Annotated in this window: 23 protein-coding genes and 1 tRNA gene; 19 read left to right on the forward strand and 5 right to left on the reverse strand. The window is 68.0% G+C overall.

The features are described from left to right. Positions 1-46: 46 nt before the first annotated feature. Entirely contained in the window at positions 47-1,294 is a 1,248-nt protein-coding gene (locus tag RSP_RS06800) for a glycosyltransferase family protein (RefSeq protein WP_017140196.1), read from the reverse strand. 315 nt (positions 1,295-1,609) lie between these two features. Further along, the gene (locus RSP_RS06805) at positions 1,610-2,005 is read right to left on the reverse strand and encodes a type II toxin-antitoxin system HicB family antitoxin (RefSeq protein WP_011337712.1); all 396 of its coding nucleotides are present in this window, start codon (positions 2,003-2,005) and stop codon (positions 1,610-1,612) included. 555 nt (positions 2,006-2,560) lie between these two features. On the opposite strand from RSP_RS06805, the gene RSP_RS06810 reads away from it, so the two are divergent. The 18 genes from RSP_RS06810 (at position 2,561) to RSP_RS06895 (ending at position 14,546) form a co-directional block, all read left to right on the forward strand. Continuing rightward, a complete protein-coding gene (locus RSP_RS06810; protein ID WP_011337713.1) occupies positions 2,561-3,880 on the forward strand; it encodes a tyrosine-type recombinase/integrase in 1,320 nt (439 codons plus the stop codon). A gap of 266 nt (positions 3,881-4,146) precedes the next feature. Further along, positions 4,147-4,605: a hypothetical protein gene (locus RSP_RS06815; protein ID WP_011337714.1), complete on the forward strand. Its 459-nt coding sequence runs from the start codon at positions 4,147-4,149 to the stop codon at positions 4,603-4,605. After that, positions 4,602-5,777, forward strand: coding sequence for a helix-turn-helix domain-containing protein (locus RSP_RS06820; protein ID WP_011337715.1), 1,176 nt, complete (start codon positions 4,602-4,604; stop codon positions 5,775-5,777). The genes RSP_RS06815 and RSP_RS06820 overlap by 4 nt, the downstream gene beginning before the upstream one ends. Continuing rightward, a complete protein-coding gene (locus tag RSP_RS06825) occupies positions 5,771-6,268 on the forward strand; it encodes a hypothetical protein (RefSeq protein ID WP_002719904.1) in 498 nt (165 codons plus the stop codon). The genes RSP_RS06820 and RSP_RS06825 overlap by 7 nt, the downstream gene beginning before the upstream one ends. Then, on the forward strand, positions 6,265-6,618 hold the full coding sequence (locus RSP_RS06830; protein WP_011337716.1) for a hypothetical protein: 354 nt from the start codon (positions 6,265-6,267) through the stop codon (positions 6,616-6,618). Before RSP_RS06825 ends, RSP_RS06830 begins: the two co-directional genes overlap by 4 nt. Then, the gene (locus RSP_RS06835) at positions 6,605-7,198 is read left to right on the forward strand and encodes a hypothetical protein (RefSeq protein WP_011337717.1); all 594 of its coding nucleotides are present in this window, start codon (positions 6,605-6,607) and stop codon (positions 7,196-7,198) included. Before RSP_RS06830 ends, RSP_RS06835 begins: the two co-directional genes overlap by 14 nt. Before the next feature lie 112 nt (positions 7,199-7,310). Beyond that, on the forward strand, positions 7,311-7,778 hold the full coding sequence (locus tag RSP_RS06840) for a hypothetical protein (protein WP_017140198.1): 468 nt from the start codon (positions 7,311-7,313) through the stop codon (positions 7,776-7,778). Further along, positions 7,775-8,359 (forward strand): hypothetical protein, encoded by a 585-nt coding sequence (locus tag RSP_RS06845; protein WP_011337719.1) that lies wholly within the window; start codon positions 7,775-7,777, stop codon positions 8,357-8,359. Before RSP_RS06840 ends, RSP_RS06845 begins: the two co-directional genes overlap by 4 nt. 249 nt (positions 8,360-8,608) lie before the next feature. After that, positions 8,609-8,902 (forward strand): hypothetical protein, encoded by a 294-nt coding sequence (locus tag RSP_RS06850; protein ID WP_147175732.1) that lies wholly within the window; start codon positions 8,609-8,611, stop codon positions 8,900-8,902. Between the two features lie 2 nt (positions 8,903-8,904). Next, positions 8,905-9,687 carry a hypothetical protein gene (locus RSP_RS06855; protein ID WP_011337720.1) on the forward strand — a complete coding sequence of 261 codons (783 nt, stop codon included), beginning with the start codon at positions 8,905-8,907 and terminating at the stop codon, positions 9,685-9,687. A 14-nt stretch (positions 9,688-9,701) separates the two neighbouring features. Further along, the gene (locus RSP_RS06860) at positions 9,702-10,355 is read left to right on the forward strand and encodes a head decoration protein (protein ID WP_011337721.1); all 654 of its coding nucleotides are present in this window, start codon (positions 9,702-9,704) and stop codon (positions 10,353-10,355) included. 5 nt (positions 10,356-10,360) lie between these two features. After that, positions 10,361-10,873: a hypothetical protein gene (locus tag RSP_RS06865; RefSeq protein WP_011337722.1), complete on the forward strand. Its 513-nt coding sequence runs from the start codon at positions 10,361-10,363 to the stop codon at positions 10,871-10,873. Then, entirely contained in the window at positions 10,866-11,267 is a 402-nt protein-coding gene (locus RSP_RS06870; protein ID WP_011337723.1) for a hypothetical protein, read from the forward strand. Before RSP_RS06865 ends, RSP_RS06870 begins: the two co-directional genes overlap by 8 nt. Further along, on the forward strand, positions 11,260-11,712 hold the full coding sequence (locus RSP_RS06875; RefSeq protein ID WP_002719913.1) for a hypothetical protein: 453 nt from the start codon (positions 11,260-11,262) through the stop codon (positions 11,710-11,712). The genes RSP_RS06870 and RSP_RS06875 overlap by 8 nt, the downstream gene beginning before the upstream one ends. After that, positions 11,709-11,942: a tail protein X gene (locus RSP_RS06880; RefSeq protein ID WP_011337724.1), complete on the forward strand. Its 234-nt coding sequence runs from the start codon at positions 11,709-11,711 to the stop codon at positions 11,940-11,942. Before RSP_RS06875 ends, RSP_RS06880 begins: the two co-directional genes overlap by 4 nt. A gap of 1,252 nt (positions 11,943-13,194) precedes the next feature. Beyond that, positions 13,195-13,443, forward strand: coding sequence for a BrnT family toxin (locus RSP_RS06885; protein ID WP_002719915.1), 249 nt, complete (start codon positions 13,195-13,197; stop codon positions 13,441-13,443). Further along, on the forward strand, positions 13,440-13,745 hold the full coding sequence (locus RSP_RS06890; RefSeq protein ID WP_011337726.1) for a BrnA antitoxin family protein: 306 nt from the start codon (positions 13,440-13,442) through the stop codon (positions 13,743-13,745). The genes RSP_RS06885 and RSP_RS06890 overlap by 4 nt, the downstream gene beginning before the upstream one ends. Positions 13,746-14,273: 528 nt before the next feature. Further along, on the forward strand, positions 14,274-14,546 hold the full coding sequence (locus RSP_RS06895; protein WP_011337727.1) for a hypothetical protein: 273 nt from the start codon (positions 14,274-14,276) through the stop codon (positions 14,544-14,546). Positions 14,547-14,641: 95 nt separating this feature from the next. On the opposite strand, the gene RSP_RS06900 is transcribed toward RSP_RS06895, so the two are convergent. Beyond that, positions 14,642-15,454, reverse strand: a complete 813-nt coding sequence (locus tag RSP_RS06900) for a hypothetical protein (protein WP_023003613.1) — start codon at positions 15,452-15,454, stop codon at positions 14,642-14,644. A gap of 115 nt (positions 15,455-15,569) precedes the next feature. Next, complete coding sequence (locus RSP_RS22215; protein WP_002719918.1) at positions 15,570-15,710, reverse strand: hypothetical protein; 141 nt, start codon at positions 15,708-15,710, stop codon at positions 15,570-15,572. A 127-nt stretch (positions 15,711-15,837) separates the two neighbouring features. Between RSP_RS22215 and RSP_RS06905 the strand changes: the two genes are divergently transcribed. After that, a complete protein-coding gene (locus tag RSP_RS06905; protein ID WP_011337728.1) occupies positions 15,838-16,131 on the forward strand; it encodes a hypothetical protein in 294 nt (97 codons plus the stop codon). A gap of 285 nt (positions 16,132-16,416) precedes the next feature. Here RSP_RS06905 and RSP_RS06910 read toward each other — a convergent pair. Then, positions 16,417-16,490: transfer RNA gene (locus tag RSP_RS06910), tRNA-Gly, on the reverse strand. Positions 16,491-16,522 lie beyond the last annotated feature (32 nt).

The following is a 16,522-nucleotide window of genomic DNA, read 5'->3' on the forward strand; positions in this document are numbered from 1 at the left end:
CCTCTCCTGTTACATTCGTCCGTTCCGGCCCGGCCTCGGCCTCGCCTCAGGCCCGGGCCATCACTCCGGCCCGCCACGCCCGCAGGGGCTCGGCCAGATGCGGGCGCCCGACGCCCTCTCCGTCCTTCAGCCTGCGGAGGAGGCTCGGCGTGCAGTAGAGCGCGACCGCGAGATCCCGACAGGCCGAGAGATAGGCGAGGCGGCCGGCGTCGTCCTCTCCCAGCCGCGCGATCAGCCCGCGGACCTCGTCGGGGCGGCAGTAGAAGGCCAGATCGCCGAAGGTCGCCTCGAACCGCGGCGGCAGCAGGACCGGAACGCCCGCCAGATTGGCCTCGACGACGGTCCGGCCGAAGGCCTCGTGCCGCTCGGGCGAGGGGAAATTGACGAAGACATCGAGCGTGTCGAGATAGGCCTGAACCCCGTCCGTGCCGAAGGGCAGCACCTCCCAGCCGGCCGGAACCCGGCCCAGCACGCGCGCGGCCGCCGTGGCGCCGCCGAGGATGCGCACCCGGATCGCCGGATCCTCGGCCGGATAGGCGGCCAGAAGCTCCGCGGGATCCTCCAGCCACTTGCCCGGATGGTCGCGGGCATGGCGGCCGATGACCGTGGGCCGGCCGAACCGCGGATGGGGCGCAAACCGGAAGGCCTCTTCGTCCAGGACGGGCGGCCAGTCCCGCTCCGACAGCACGTCGGTCACATCGGTGCCGGCGAGATCGCGGGCCGATTCCTCCCGGATGATCGGGCTTGTGGGGCAGAGCTCCTTCTGCGGCCAGTCGAGATCCGCCACCCGCCGGTGCAGGGCCGGCCAGGAGAAGATCGCGCCGCCGTCCTCGCTGTGCGCCGAGTTGTTGACGACGAAGATGGCCCGCTCCGGCCGGATCTTCGGCACCAGCCGGGCGAAGGCCTGTGTCATCATCATCCGGGGCGCGCGCACGATGACGGTCCGGCAGGAGATGCGCTCGACCCAATGGGCCGAGATCATGCGGCCCAGGACCGGCCGGTAGCGCACGCTCACCCGGTTCCATTTCCAGGGCGAGCTCTTGATGCTGCAATGGACGATGGCCACCGACAGGCCGGCCGCCTCGAAGGCCAGCGCCTCGGTCAGCGTCGTCGCCGCATTGCCGCCGGGAAAGGTGCAGTTCGTCACGATGCAGACATCCACATCGCGGCTCCGCGGAGCCCCGCGGTTGTCGAGCACCAGCACCTCGTCCCCCGTGCCTCCGGCAAGACGCCCTGCCGCAGACCAGAGCCTGTCGTGCAGGACGAGCTTCCTTGCATCCTTCGGGAGCTGCATTTCAGACGTTTCCCCTCCTCTGGGGCGCGGGGGAGAGACTGGTCGAGACGCCTCGTCCCGCCGCCGGCCGCGGACGCACATGTGGCATCCTTCGGGATCAACCGGAAGGGGAGAGAGAGGTCCCGCCCCCCGTGTCGGCGCCTTCGCAGCGCTTCTCCGCTCAGGGCACCGGGGGGCAGGGGCGTTCCGCCCCGGGAGGCTTCCCGATGGGGTCAGCCTGCAGCGGCGCTCGGCCTGTCCCGCGCGTGGCGGGCAGCGCCATCCGCGGTCGCCGGCCGATCGGGCGAGCCCTCCCGGCCCGAACTGCCGGGGACTTCAGAAGCCTGCAATCTCGCGCCGGGCCACCATGGCGATGAAGGCCGACCGGGTCATCCCCCGCGCCGAGGCTGTGGCGTCGATGGCGCGCAAGAGGCCCCGGTCCATCGAGATGTTGACCCGTTCGAGCTTTCCGTCTGCAGGGACATAGGCGAAGGTCATCAGCGAAGCGCCCTCGGACAGCGCCTTCCGAACCTCCTCGCGAGACCGGATCGCGTCTATGGGGGAGGGCTCGACGGCCGGCCCGTCCTCGAACCAGAGGTCGAGCGCCTCCACCGCCTTCGCCGAGATGTCGGACCAGTCGTCGGCAGCGGCGAAACATCCCGGCATGTCCGGGAATGTGAGGCCATAGGACGAGTCCGGCTCTTTGTGAACGACGGCCGTGATCAGCTGCATGGGGCGCTCCATCGGAGGGACAGGCTAAGGATGGGATTCGGTCGGGCTCAGAAGAGGCCGGATCGTCGGTATATGCGTCGGGCGGTGCCCGGCGGAAGGTCCGTCTTCGGCTGCGTCAGGATCCTCGTCCTGTCTCCCTGCGGACGGGGCGGCCCATGGAGCGCGGGCGCGGATGGTTGCCGAAGCACTCGCGGCCGCGGTCCGGAGATTGCAGGGGGTCCGGCGCCCACGTCATGCCGAACGCGCCGATGAAACAAACCCGGCCCCGGCCTCATTCGCCGAGGGCGGCAAGCACCTGTAGCAAAAAGGAATTTCGGGGGGTAGGAGATGGAGCGGGTGAAGGGCGCCAAATTGGCGTGGCCGTCCGTATCAACCCGTAACAGCCGGCCTTGTTTTACTGGCAATTCATCGTCCGCGCAGTCTCATTCTGTTGCAATCTGCAGCATCCAGTCGCATTCCTTTTGGTAAGTAGGCTGGTAAGTCCGCGGCGACCCACGGGCAGCGGCCGGCCGCCGGGAACGGCTCGGCCGGCCTCGGGATTAGGGAGGAGGGCGGATGCCGAAGAAGGCGAGGGAATGGGGCGCGCTCGACGTCAAGCGGGCGGCGCATCCGGGCGACGGTGCAAACGTCTGGCATGCGGTCGGCGGCGTCGCCGGTCTTCTCCTGCAGATCACCCCGACCGGGGCGAAGAGCTGGCTTCTCCGCACGACTGTGGCAGGGACGCGGCGGGCCATGGGTCTCGGCTCCTATCCCGAGGTTGGGCTCGCCGAGGCGCGGGAGCGCGCCCGGGAGGCGAAGCGAAAGATCGCGGCGGGGGTCGATCCGATCGAGGAACGCAAGGCAACGCGCGCCGCCCTGGCGGCGGCGCAGCGGCGCTCCCTGACCTTCGCCGATGCCGCGGACAAGTGGATCAAGGCGAAACTGTCAGACCGGCCGGAGAAGTCTCAGAAGGCGGTGCGGGCCACCTTGACAGCCTATTCTTTTCCCGAGATCGGGGCGCTGACCGTGCAGGAGTTGACCCCGCAGGACGTGGTGCGCGCCTTGAACACGATCTGGACGGCGAAGCCGGACACCGCCACGAAGATGAGGGGATATCTCGAGGCGATCCTCTCGTGGGCCACGGTCTCGGGCTATCGGACGGGCGACAATCCAGCCCGATGGGCGGGCAACCTGAAGGAGTTGCTGCCGGCTCCGTCTGTCGTCGCCAAGGGCCGGGCAGGCAACTTCCCGGCCGTGCCGGTCGCGCGGCTGGCGGACTGGTGGGAGGAGCTGGGGCAGCGCGAGGGCATGGGCGCCACGGCCCTGCGCTTCGCCGCCCTGACGGCCGCCCGCTCGGGCGAGGTGCGCGGGGCTCTCTGGTCCGAGGTGGATCTCGATGCCGCCCTGTGGGTCGTGCCGGGCGCGCGCATGAAGATGGGGCGCGAGCATCGCGTCCCGCTCTCGGGCCCGGCCGTGGCACTCCTCCGGGGCCTGCCCCGCCTTGCCGGGACCGGCGACCTGATCTTCCCCGGGCCCCGCGGCGGGATTCTGTCCGACATGAGCGTGAGCGCCGTCATGCGCCGGATGCAGGAGGACGCCGAGACCGAGGCCAAGATGGCCGGTCGGCCGGTCAGCGCCGCGGGTTGGCGGGACACGCGGACCGGCCGCCCAGCCGTGCCCCATGGCCTGCGCAGTTCATTCCGCGATTGGGCTGCCGAGGTCGGCTATGACCGGGACATGGCAGAGATAGCCCTCGCGCACCTGGTCGGGTCCGAGGTCGAGCGTGCCTATCGGCGCTCCGACATGCTCGAGCGCCGGCGGGCCATGATGGAGCGGTGGGCCGACGTCCTCGCAGGCCGGTCTGGCGCGTCCGTGGTGGAGTTCCGGCGGGCTTGATCGACGCACCTGAGGGGCCGCGCCCATAGGCGTGCCCCCGGCCCTCGGTGGAACAGGAGGGCGCCGGTCCGCATGGCACGATAGGGGCGCGGCATACGAGAGGCCGCGGTGAACCGGTGGGCGGCTTATTGCGGGGGAGGCGTCACAGGGCGACGATTGTAGCAACGCGTATCAATTAGTTGCGCGCGTGTTTCGCGGCTGGTTTCTGCTTGTTTAAGCAGAAACGCTCCCTACAAAATGCAGGGAGTTGCATGAAAGGACACGGCATGTCTCTCGCGAAAGCAATTCCCGGCGTGCTGGCGGGCGCAACCGGGAAAAACAGCGGCTCGGAAAAACCACAAGTTCAGAATGCCACCGCTGGAGAAAATCCGCAACCCATTTCCTTCCCCGATGGGGACCGTTTCCGGTGGATCCTTAGCGTTCGCGATGCGCTCTGCGCGATGCCGGACGGGACGGCCTCCGATCTGACGATCGCGGTGAAGATGGCGGAGTGGGCGGATGGTGACGGAATTCTCGTCGTGAAGCTGGACGATTTGGGCGCCGCGGTGGGGATGCGATCCGATTACTCGAGACACGGGGTGTGGCGTATCGGCCGCGCCGGCTTTGTCCGGTCGTGGGCCCGGGGACAAGGGCGCGCGGCGGGGCGGATCCTCACCTTCCCGAACGATCCGCGCGACGTTGAGAAGTTGATTGCTCGGCACCAGATCGGCGGGGGTGCGGCATGAGTGTCGATCGCAAGCCGGAGCGTTCCCCGTTCGACAAAGAGCGCGACGCCTTCCTTCTGGAAGTTTCAGCGAACCGGAAGCTCAGCGCTGCCGCCAAGTCGATCGCCATCCAGATCGCGGTCAAACACGCAAACCGGATGCAGTTCAACAATGGCGCGTGGGACCTCGCTTGGCCGTCGTTCGAGACGCTGGCCGAGGCGACAGGATACCAGCGAAACGCCGTGATCGTGGGCGTCAACCAGTTGGCGACTGAAGGACACCTCGATGTGCGGCGACAAAAGGGCGGGTCTGGCAGGTCGAACCGCTATCGGTGGATCATCAAGGGGACCGTCACCATCGACGCGCAGGACGCAGTTGATGACGGGGAAAACAGTATCGTGGACGATACCGTTTCTGACGAAAACAGTATCGTGGAGGATACTCGAACAGTATCGTCCACGATACCAGAACCGCTAGAGGAACCGCTGGGCGGCGCGGGCGCTCACGCGCCTGCGCCTGAACCGCCGAAGACGGCACCTAGCCCGGATACCGTAGAGTCCTTGAATAATGTTCAAGACGCGAGCGCGGGCGCGCGTGACCGCGCCCGCTCGGACGACGTTCAAGGTCGAGATCATCCCGCGTCGGATCCAGATATGGATGGACGCGTGTTCGACCTCGTGCCTGAGTACGCGCCGGCCGACGGCATCGCGCAGCTGCCAGTCCTTCGGCGGGGACAGCACATCTCGCTCGCCGAACGCGACGCGCTGTCGGCGGGATGGCACGGCCTCGGTCCCTCGGTCTCTCCGCCGGATGCGGTCGAAGAGGACGGGCCCCTCCCTACGGCGGTAGCCGCGGCAGCGTTCGCCCGTTTGCACCGGGACCTTGGCGACGCAGAAGCATTCGCGGCCGACGTCCTGGACGGCTTTGCGGGAGGCGATGGCGACGCCGCAGCCCGTGCCGCCCGCATCGCCGCGAAGGTCCTCCGTCAAGCCGTGTCTCAAGGCACTGGGCCGGAGGTGCTCGAGGCGCACCTTGAAATTGCCCAAGCCCTCCTGCGCGACGGCAGCGGCAGCGACCGCCTAGCACGGTCGGCCGTCCGGGCATTCGATCGAGCCGCGCGGGCAGCCTCGGCGGCCATCCGGGCAGCACATAAGCTGAGACCGCAGCCCGATGAGGAGGAAGTAACATGCTGATCGATCTCGAGGCGGCGCGGGCCGCGCGTGCAGCAGACCACAAGCCTGTCGAGCCGCGCCAACCGGAGGAACCTCGCGGCCCGTCCAAGCGAGGGACGGTTACACCGCAACTGGCTACCTCTTTCGACGCCTTCATTCGTTGGCATCCGCATCTCGATCCGCGCCTCATCGCGGCCGAGCTCCGGGCGGCCATGAAGGTTGACGCAACCACAGCAGGGGCTATGGCCCGGGATCGGCGGGCAGCGGTGCGAGCGGCCCTAGCCGCCCTCGGCCTTGCTGAGCGGCGCGTCGAAGCTCTGAGCTCTGAGCACTGGCTCTGCACGCGGCTCCATGCTCGGGCCATGCGCGAGCTTGAGCGCCAGGAGGCGGAGGTGCGCGAGACCGCCTATCGCCGCGCCCTTCAGCAAGCACGGTATCAGTTTGAGCGGGAGCTGGATGCACGGCTCGCCGCGATCTTCGCGGCAACTGAGATCGGCGGGGGTGAGCGATGAACGCGGAAGTCGAGCTCATGTGGGGGGTGGCAGAACGGCTTCTCCCCGCGTTCGATCCCGAGGCGTTCGCAGAGATGTTGACCCCGATCCTTGATCGCAGCGATTTCGATACGGGGGTGGCTGTCTGGCGCGCTTGGCGGGCGCGGGCGGACCGGCAACTCATCCGGCAGAACGTGCCGGAGGCAACCCGGCGCATGATCCTGGGCTATCTCCGTGCGGGTGTGCATCTCCACCTCTACGCGATCCGCGGGAGCGTAACGTGCGGACCTCGTCCGGAGCAGGTCGCCACATCGGCCGAGGTGCTTTCCTTCCGCCCGCGTGCGGCCGTGGCAGGGGATGACCGTGGCTGACCTCCCCGCCCCCGCCCTCGACCCCGAAGGCCTCTGGCGCGGGCCGTGGCCGGATGCCAGCGACCCGGCGCCCGACCTGCGCCGCTTGGGCGCCCGCGAACGGGCGCACCTGCTCGCCTGCGTCGCGGAGTGGACCGGCGCCTGCCCGGTGCCTGCGATCCAGATGGGCGGAGAGCTCCTGCTTCGGGCGCTGGCCGAGGCCCTCGCGGGCGAGCCGATCGGGCGCGCCCTCGGGATCGAGCCACCGGCCGGTTTGACCCTTCGCCGAGCGGCGCTTCTGCGCGAGCGGGACGAGCTGCTCCATCGCGCCCGCGCCGCCCGGCCGGAGTGGCGCACCGCCTCGGCGCGGCGGGCGGCAACGCTGATCCATGCGGCCCTCGATCGCTACCGCGCGAACGTCTGGCCGCGCGAGCGGGGCCGGGAGGCAGCGCCGGCCGCAGAACCGGCCGCGAGTTTCTGGCGGATCTGTCGTCTCGAGGCCGGGGGCGGGCCCAAGGCGGTGGGCAGCGAGCGGATCGCGCAGATCTTCGAGCTGGCGGACGGTCCAGCGGAGCGACCGGAACAGCTCGATCTCCTCTGACGAGGCACCGGGGCGGCCACCCGCCCAGGTGCCGTTCCGGCAAATCTGCCGCCGCTTCGGAGTTGGGATCACCCGCGCGAAATATGGCTCAGGAACAGAACCCGGAGCCGTCATGCCCCCGAAGTCCCCGCCCCTGATCTTCGACCCCGCGCGCTTGGACGCGCTGGCGCGGATCGCCGATCAGAAGACCGCCGCCGTCCGTTCGCAGACCGACCGCCGGCACGATCTGCGCGAGAAGCTCAGCGACGTCGATCTGCGCCGCCGCCTCCATGCCGACAAGATGACCGAGGCCCAACCTGCGCGCGACGCCCGCGCCTCCTATGCCGGCTTCGACGGCGAGGGCGCACGGCTCGACCGCGAGGCCGCCGACCTTCGCCGGCAGATGGACGATCTCGACGCCGAGATCAGCGCCACCAGCCGCGAGGCTGGCGACGCGCGCGCCACCTACCGGCGTGCCCTCGAACTCGCCTGCGCCGAGGGCTTGCCGCTCTCACTCGCGCACATCGAGGCGGCGCGGGTCGCGAAATTCGATACCATGGCGAGCGAGCTCGCCGCCTTCTCGGCGGAGGTGGGCCAATGATCGGGAACCTCCTCAGCGCCCTGCGCGGGCAGCGTGAGGCCGCCGTGGGCGCCCTCGATGCCCTGGAAAGCGTGCGTGCCCAGATCGATGATGCGAGGACCGAGATCCGGCGCATCGCGTCCGCCCCGCAACCGCTCGAAGACGCGATGGCCGCGTTCGACCGGTGGGCGGATCAGCAGGTCGTGGATGCCATCGACGGGCTGCCGACCGGCCGGCTCCTCGATCCGATCGAAGCCCGCCGTGGGCTCACGCGTGAGGCCGTGCGGGTGGATGGGATGACCCTCCTCGCGCCCGAGATCGACGCCGTGCGCGGCGTATTGCTCGCTTCCCCGACCGTCCGCGCGGAGATCCGCGCCGTGGTCGAAGGCCAACTTCGCGACCGCCTACAGGGCAAGGAAGCGATGAACCCGGACACCCGTGCGAAGAAGCTGACCCGCGCCCAAGCCGATCTGCTCGCGCTCGAGCTGGCCGAGGAAGCCGCCATTCGCGCGCTGGAAGCCGCCGGGCTGCCCGTGATGCGTCGGCCCGATGCTGACCCGCGGGTGCTGCTCGCGAGCGACACCAGCCTGCCCGAGGCCTGACGATGAACACCTGCTCGGTCCTCCTTGGTGTTCTCGGGCCGGGCATGGGCGACGGGGCAGGGCTCCCTCCTTCGTCCGCAATCCGGCGCGTTCGCCGCGATGCCCCGTCGTCCCGTCGCCCGTCCCCGGGTGCCCCTGCACGCGGGGCGGGCGGCAAACCTTCCCACGCCGGCCCGCCAGCAATCCCGCAGACCAGCGGCCTGCCGGGAGCGCTCAGGACAGCCGCCCCCACCCCCCCGGATAGGGACCGTGTTTTTGCCCGCCGGGAGCGGCGGTTCGACGGCCCGGCTTCCGCCCGATTTTCGGAAGCGCAAATCGCAATTTTTCTTTGAAAGGTGGAACGTGGTTCCGATGAATGACCGCATGGAAGAACAAGATCGCGGCCCGAGGTCGATCCGCGCTGCGCTACAGGATCGCCAAGCGGCGGCCCAGCCGGATCTTGCCGCAGTTTTTGCCGCGCGACCGGCCGTTGCCGCGCTCTGCGCCCGCGCTGCCGCGGGGCTGATGGCTGGCACCCGCACTCCCAGCCCGAACGAGGAATGACCATGACCAACAACGCCACCCACGAGCGCCGCCGTCTCGCCGCCATCACGCGTGTTGACGCGAAAGGCATCACTGGACAGGCGCGGTATGCGGCCATCCGGCAGGCCGAGGAGGAGATCGAGCGCGAGGAGCTGACTGCAGCCGCGGCCCGCCAGAAAGAACAGTCGGCCGCAGAACAGGCCAAGGCTGAGCGCCAGCGCGTCGCATCGTGCATTGAGGCGGGCCGGGCTACCGGCCGCGCCCGCCAGCTCGCCCGCATCGCCCTCAGCAGCCCTCTTGACGCCGCAGGAGCCAAGGCCTTGGTGGCGTCCCTCCCACCGGACGCCGCGGCTCAGGCAGAGGCGCTGCGGATCCCGACCGCCGCCGCCACCTTCGGCACTGCGGAGGCTCAGGCCGAGCGCACGCGCATGGCTCAGATCCTCGGGGCCGAGGTGGCGGCGGATCGTTTCGCCGCCGCAGCGGCCTTCGCTCTCGAGACGCCTCTTGGGGTGGCGGATGCGCTGGCGGCGCTTGCGCTGGTTCCTGCCGCCGCAGCCGCGTCGCGCATCCCGACCATCGCCGAGCGTGCCGCCGAAATGGCCGAGTTTGGCGGGTCGGATGCGGCGTTCACGAGCCGGATCGACGGCAAGCCGGACGTCGATGCCATGTGGAAGAAAGCCGTCCACGAGGCAAACATTTCCATCGGCGCGGTCGACCCGACGCCGAGGCCCGCGGCCGGGCCGGGCGCACCGTCGCCGACGGGTGCCGAGCATCTGGCGCGGCAGCACTCGCGCCACAACTTCTGAAGGAGAAGGGACACATGACCGTTTTCACCCAAGGCAAGCGCGCCTGCGAAGGCCTGATGAGCGAGGCGCCCGGGCAGCGCAGCCGTGAGGGCATCGTGATCTCCGCAGGCGCCGGGATTATTGCGCCCATGACCGTGCTCGGGAAGAAACTCCACAGCTCGCTCGCGGCGACCGCCAGCGCATCGCCCGCTGGCAAAGGGACCCTCACGCTGGCTGCACCCCCTGTCGGCCCTGGCGCCAAGGCGGGCGTCTACAAGGTCGTGATCGTGGAGCCCGCGACGAACGCCGGGGCCTTCGTGGTCGAGGATCCGAGCGGCGTGATCGTCGGGAACGGCACGGTGGGCGTCGCATTCACCGGAGAGATCAAGTTCACCCTGGCTGACGGCGCGACGGATTGGGCCGCTGGCGATTTCGTGACTGTCACCGTGCCCGCCGGGTCCGGCGAATACATCCCGTCGGACGTCACCGCGACCGACGGCAGCCAGATCGCCGCGGCCGTGAACCTTTACGGCTGCGACGCCACCAGCGCGGCGCAGGCGGTCTCGGCCATCGTCCGGGATGCGGAGGTCAACGGCAACTTCCTCACCTACCACGCGAGCCGTGACCAGGCATCCGAGAAGGCTGCGGCCGTCGCTGATCTGGCCGCGGCCGGCATCATCGTTCGGTGACGGCGATGCCCCGCGTCCGAAAGACGCGCGCAGATGCGCCCGCATTGCCGGCGGATGCGGTGCGGTTGGCCGAGGCGGCCGAGGTTGTTGGCCTGAGCGCGGAACGGCTTCGCCAACTGTCCCGCGAGGGTCGCTTCGAGATCGAGCGCGGTCATGCCTCGTTAACCGCCGTGATCGGGGGCGTGATCGCGGCGCTTCGGGAGCGAGCGCAGAAGGACACGAAAACGGCGAGCCTGAGCCGGGCGCAGGACGCGCGGGCGGCGCTTCTGGCCGCCCGCACCCAACGACGGCGCGAGCAACTGGTGGCCCGTGCGGATGCCAATCAGGCCCTCGATGAGCTTGGCCGTCGGGCTATCGCCGCGCTGCACCGTGCGCCGGTTCAGGCGGTGGCGGAGCCGCTGCGCGCCGCCGTGCGCGCGGAGGCGGCGGACGCGGAGCGCAAGATCGGTAAGGCCGTCCGCGAGGCGAAGGCCGCATTGGCGAGCGGCGACTTCTCGAGGATTGCGCCCGATGAATAACCTTGCCGCAGCATTGCTCGAGCGCCGCTTCCCTCTCGCCGATGCAGCGGCGGCGCTCTCCGTCCCGGCCGCTGTGCTGCAGCTTGGGGCTGGTGACGACGGGGCCATTCCCTTCCGGCGCGCCGTGCGCCTCGCGCTGGCGCACCATCGGACACTGGCCTATGCCGTGCGCGGTCCGGCGCCTGCGCCTAGCGATCAGCGGGCCTACCAGCGTCACCTCCCGGCGGCCAGGCAGGCCGTGGGCACGGCGATCTCGGGTGCCTTGGCCACCGCGGCCGAGCGCGTGGCGGGTCTGCCGGCCGCCCATCCGTGGGATAAGCAGGCGCGAGACCGCGTCGCCACCGCGCTCCGCACCGCGTCGATGCGTCGTTACGGGAGGCGCGCCAATGGCTGACGCTCAGATCACCGTCGCCGCCTTCGGCCGCCTCGTGGGCGCCACGCGGGCAGAGTTGGAAGCGCTGATCTCGGCCGGCGCCTTGCCAAAGCCCACGGGCCGGGATCGGCGCCTCCCGCTGCGAGAGGCCGCCGCGCGCTACCTCGCGCACCTCCGCGCGGAACTTGCGACGGCCCGGGCCGGCGCCGCTGCCAGCCGGGCGCAGGAAGCGCGGGCCGGTGCTGCCACTCTCGCGCTCGCGGTGGAGAGGCGAGAGCTCTTGGACGCCCACGAGGTCGAGGTCGCGTTAGCTTCCGCCTGCGGTGCGATCAACACAGCGCTATTGGTCATTCCGGCCCGCGTCACCCGCGACAGTCGCCAGCTCCGCCTTCTGGAAGATGCTATCTACCAGCTCCGGGCTGAGCTTGCCGCCGATCTCCAATCCGAGGACGAAAAGCAGGCATGACCATGACGATTTACGAAACCGTAACCGTGGCGGGCGATCGGATCACCCTGCCGCTGCTCATCTGGCGCCGGTTCAAGCGCCCGGTTCCCGGCGTGCTCGAGGCGACCCTCGAGGCGAACCCTGGCCTTGCGGACCTCGGGCCGGTGCTTCCGGTGGGAACGAAGATCCGCATCCCGATCCCGGCCCCGGAGGCCGAGAAGCGGCCGACGGAACGCATTTCGCTCTGGTGATGATGAGACCGGGCAGGGGCGGTCCTATGCCGTTCCTGCCCGCATCGGAAAAGGCGGAGGCGAGCTGTCCGCCTCTGAACGATCAGCAGGCGCAGCCCGGACCTTTCCGACAGGACTTCGAGACCGCGATGCAGCTGTCGCCGCATGGTTTCCCCTTCCGGCACGTCTTGCAACAGGCGGCGAGAAGGACCCGCGGGCCCGATCGCATCCTCTGCACATGCTGCAGAAGGCTCTCCGAAACGGTGCCGTCCGCACGGCTCATTCCCAAGGTCCGCACAGGATCTGCCGCCGCAACGGATGAGATCATGATCGCAAGGCAGGCGAGACGAAGGATAGATCCCATTGGAGCTCCTATGGTGGCGCGCGCCAATTGCGCGTGAACACCGTGGAGGAGCCTGCGCGCTGATCCGATGTGGCGCCACGCCTCCCGTTCGGAATAGCCGAGCCATGTCCGTAGGTATGCGATCAGAATTCGAAAGGTCGGCGCCGGTCGTGCTGCCGGCGGCACTCATGCGCTCTCACAGCGGCTCAAGGGAGGGGCGGCCGCAGACCTTCGGAGGAGCCTGCGGCCTATCCGTCGCAAGATTATGAGGCCGCTTCGGATGGCGGCCTGCTACTGCGCCGGCGCATGATCCGCACTGCGGCACAATGAGGCGCAGCCGACCGGGCGAGGCACCGGACGTCGCTGCTCCGGCCATCATTCCCGCCAGCCCGGAGCGTGGTGCGGTCGAGCTTTGTCAGCGTTGGTGTGACAGGTCGATCGAAGGCTGTCGCAGGCGCGGCGGAAAGGGGTGATTTGCCCGTCGGCCGTTTCCGATCTTCGACCTCCGAGGAGATGGGAAATCGGAAGTTGCCGGGCGGGCGGATCATGCCGGGGTCGCGGTGCGCGCTCACGTTTCGCTCCCGCGCCTCGTGGATCTCGTCGCGGCGGATCCCGAGGTCGGCGGCAGTGGCGGGTTTCGTGGTGGGGGCGGGCGCAACGCCCGGCTTGGAAGAGACTTCGTGATCTGCAACGTCTTTTTTCCGGGCCTCGCTGCCTGTGCGCCGCCACCTCGCCCCACTCCCGCGCAGCGTCCCCAACTGCCGGCCGCATCCTCAATCGGGCCTCCATCCTCACGAAGGCGGCTTGCGCCCTGTAGACCACACCAGGCGCATCACGGGCCGCAGGTTTCCCGGCTGGCACGCAACGGCTCATTGGCGGCTCTGGCCGCCATCTTGAAATTCAGCGCAGTTTCCGCATATACAAAAACTCATGTTGGTGATTGTATGGGATGAGCCAAAGCGGCGCAGCAACCTGGCGAAGCATGGGCTGGACTTCGCGGACCTAGACGAGGAGTTCTTCCTGTCGTCGGTTGTCGTGCCAGCAAGCGCAGGCCGTCACATGGCGATCGGGCGCCTTGAGGATGGAACCATTGCCGTGGTCTTCGCGGTTCTGGGGGCCGAGGGCGTTTCGATCATCTCTATGCGCCCTGCGAGCCGAAAGGAGAGGAGCCTTCTATGACGAAGAAGCGTCAACTCGACACGGAAGAGACCCGCATCCAGCGGATGATCGCGAGCGACCCGGATGCTCCCGAAGCGACCGACGCGCAGCTTGCGCAGGCCCGACCCTTCACTGAGGCGTTTCCTGTGCTGGCCGAGGCCATGCGGCGCAGCGCAGGCGGTCGCCCGAAGCTGGACGCGCCGAAAATGTCGGTTTCACTTCGCCTCGATCAGGACGTGGTGGCGCACTTCAAGGCAGGCGGCCCCGGTTGGCAATCTCGGATGAACCGCGCCCTGCGGGAGGCGGTCGGCCTCTCCGGCTAGCGGCGCGGCGAGGAAAAGGGGGGGGGGCGCGCGGCCAGAGAACCCCATTTCCGGGCCACCTGCGGGCGGTGACGTCTATGGCTGCCGGACACAGTGCTGCCGCGCGCTTGTGCCCGTCCAGCGCCCGCTACTTGGCTCCTGCGGCATTAAGAGGTTTTCTTGCGGTCGGGCCGGCGTCATGGCATGTCGGAAACATTCCCGCACATAGGAGCCCCGCATGAATGCCCGGACGCCCCTCGCCGCCCTTCTCGGTGCCGTCGCTGCAGACCTTGCAATTGATCGCAGCGCATGGGGCAGGGCCGCGCCAGCCGCGGCCCCGGCTCCGACCGAGCCGCGGGAGACATGGACGCCCGGGTTGGTCATGCAGACGATGATCGACGCCCAGCTGTGGGCACGGCGGACAGGTCGCCCGGTGGGGCCGGCGGGCTACACGCGGTCTCGCTCGGATTACCAAGCAAGCGATCTGGACTTCGAGCGCGAGGGCTGGGGCCTGCCCGAGGTGGCCGATCCTGAGACGACATTCCCCCGATGCGCGTCCAGGCCACGGCCGCCCTGGTCAGCCTCTATGAGGCCGCGCTCGAATGGCCTGCGGACTATCTTTGCCCGGAGCACATCGGCTCCGCCCGGATGCTCGGCCTGTTCACCGTGTGCAAGGCCATAGGCCTGCCCGTTGCGCGCGAGCTGAAGGCGCGTGGCGTAGCGCGTCACCACGCCTACCGGCTCCGGGATCGCGGCCTCTCCCTCACCGCCCAGGGCCTCGAGCGGGACGGGGTGCCGGTGCCCCAGCCCGAGCGGCTGTAGAACCGCCTACGGGGCATCGCGCCGCGCAGTCTTCACCATTGAACGCCTCGCCACGATCGCGACCCACATAGCCAGCAGTTCGGCTTAACCGGGCGCTAAATGTGAGGGTTCTTCGGAACCCGAGGTTGCTGCAAGATATTCTCGACCACGCTCCAAGGCCAAACGATGCCAAGCTGAAGATCTTCCTTCACGTTAATCCTCCCAGAGTAAACGCCAACGATCTGTGCTGCACCGCGCTCAGCCACCACCGTATCGCCATCGCTGTTGATGTAAATTCCGCTATTAGCGACTTGGATAACCAAAGAACCGGACATTCCTGGTCGCGAGGCGGTGTCTACATAGAAACACGGAGGACGGTGCACTTCTGCCAAAAGCGGCTCACTTGCAACGCTTGCGCGCTTCCATATGGGAAGTGGCTGAAACTTCAGCTTGAAGGGGAAGCCAATTATAAAAACTTCCGATCCCGTCCCGATATAGAAGCCTCGCATGACAGTGCCGTCACCAAGATCGTCATTAAGGCATGTGATCTGCAACCCATCCGGCAGCTGGCATGGAATTGCCACCACATCCACTTTCGCGTCCTCGTCTTTGTGCTCCAACCATTGTGGCTCACCATCTTCAGAATATAGTCGCACCGTATAGGGTGCGACGTCATACAGCTTGAACGGCGCCGTGCGGAAGTAGACCCTCAAGGCGTTCGGCACCGCCGCATTTTTCTCATCCAAGCAATTATTCGTCTCCCGATGCCTTCCGGTGACGTTATGCCAGTTCGTGATCAACATGCTGCCTCTGCTAACAGCAGGGTTCTCCATCCTAAGCAGGAAGCCGGTTCCGTGGCTCAGCACCTGCTCATTGAAGAGCATCTCAAGGTAGCAGACCTTTACCGACCAGCTATCGATACTGACCATCTTGCCTCCGCATCAGGCTACGGCCCCCGTTCCGCCACTCTCAGCTTTACTAATCCCCTCGGGGGCGGGTGCACTTGCAAGATGAACTAACACGACGGGAAACAGCTGTGCGGTGTCATATCGCCGCGAGATGTTCCGCTTCGGCCAGGTCCGCGATCTCGCGCGACGACATGGTGAGCGGTTCGGGTGCAACCTTCATCCCGCGCTCGACTTGGTACGGCTTCCGGCGGAGCAGGTTCTCGGCGATCTCGGCCAACGTCGGAGATAATCCGAAGGCAGTCGGACGAAATCCAACTAAGTAATTGGAAGTAAATAATTATTTACCTCTGCGCGTCGGTGTGCCATCATCCCGGCATCTGGAAGCCGTTGCATGGGAGCTGACAATGACCGCCTTTGCCGACCTGATCGCCAACGTCCGAGCCGCGCAAGTTCCGCATTTCGCGGACCCCGCGGATGAGCCGGCGCTGGAAAAGCTCGAGGCCCGCCTCGCCGAAGCCTCGACCGCCGCAAACGCCATTCTCTCGCAGCCCGCGCGCACCGTGGCCGCGCTGCAGGCGAAGGCGGCGGCGCTCGCATGGGAGATCGACGGTGAGCCCCAAGACGGGTTTCCCATGGACGGCTTCCGGGCGGCGGCGCTTCGGAGCTTCCTCGCCGACGTTGCGGCGCTTCAACCCTGACCGGCATCGCGGGTGCCCATCCGCATCGCATAGGCCGGATGCGGCGGAGGATCCGCATCCGAAGTTCAGGACAGGTTTGCGGAGCACATTCTACGCTCGCGCGTGCCCGACCAGACGCAAGAGGCGTCGCGAGCTTCGCGGATCTTCTTAAGAGGGCCGATTTGTGGCAAACCCGCCACAGGCGCAGGCCAACAAACCTGTTCTTCTTAGATGGTCAATGGTTTGGTAAGCAGCGCAGCCGGTGCAGCGGTTTTCCCCCACAGATCAGCAACTTAGATGAGAGGGTGGAGCGGGTGAAGGGAATCGAACCCTCGTCGTAAGCTTGGGAAGCTTCTGCTCTACCATTGAGCTACACCCGCGTCAGCCATCCACCTAAGCCAGCCAAGGCGCC

This window comes from Cereibacter sphaeroides 2.4.1, assembly GCF_000012905.2.
GTDB classification, from domain to species: Bacteria; Pseudomonadota; Alphaproteobacteria; order Rhodobacterales; family Rhodobacteraceae; genus Cereibacter_A; species Cereibacter_A sphaeroides.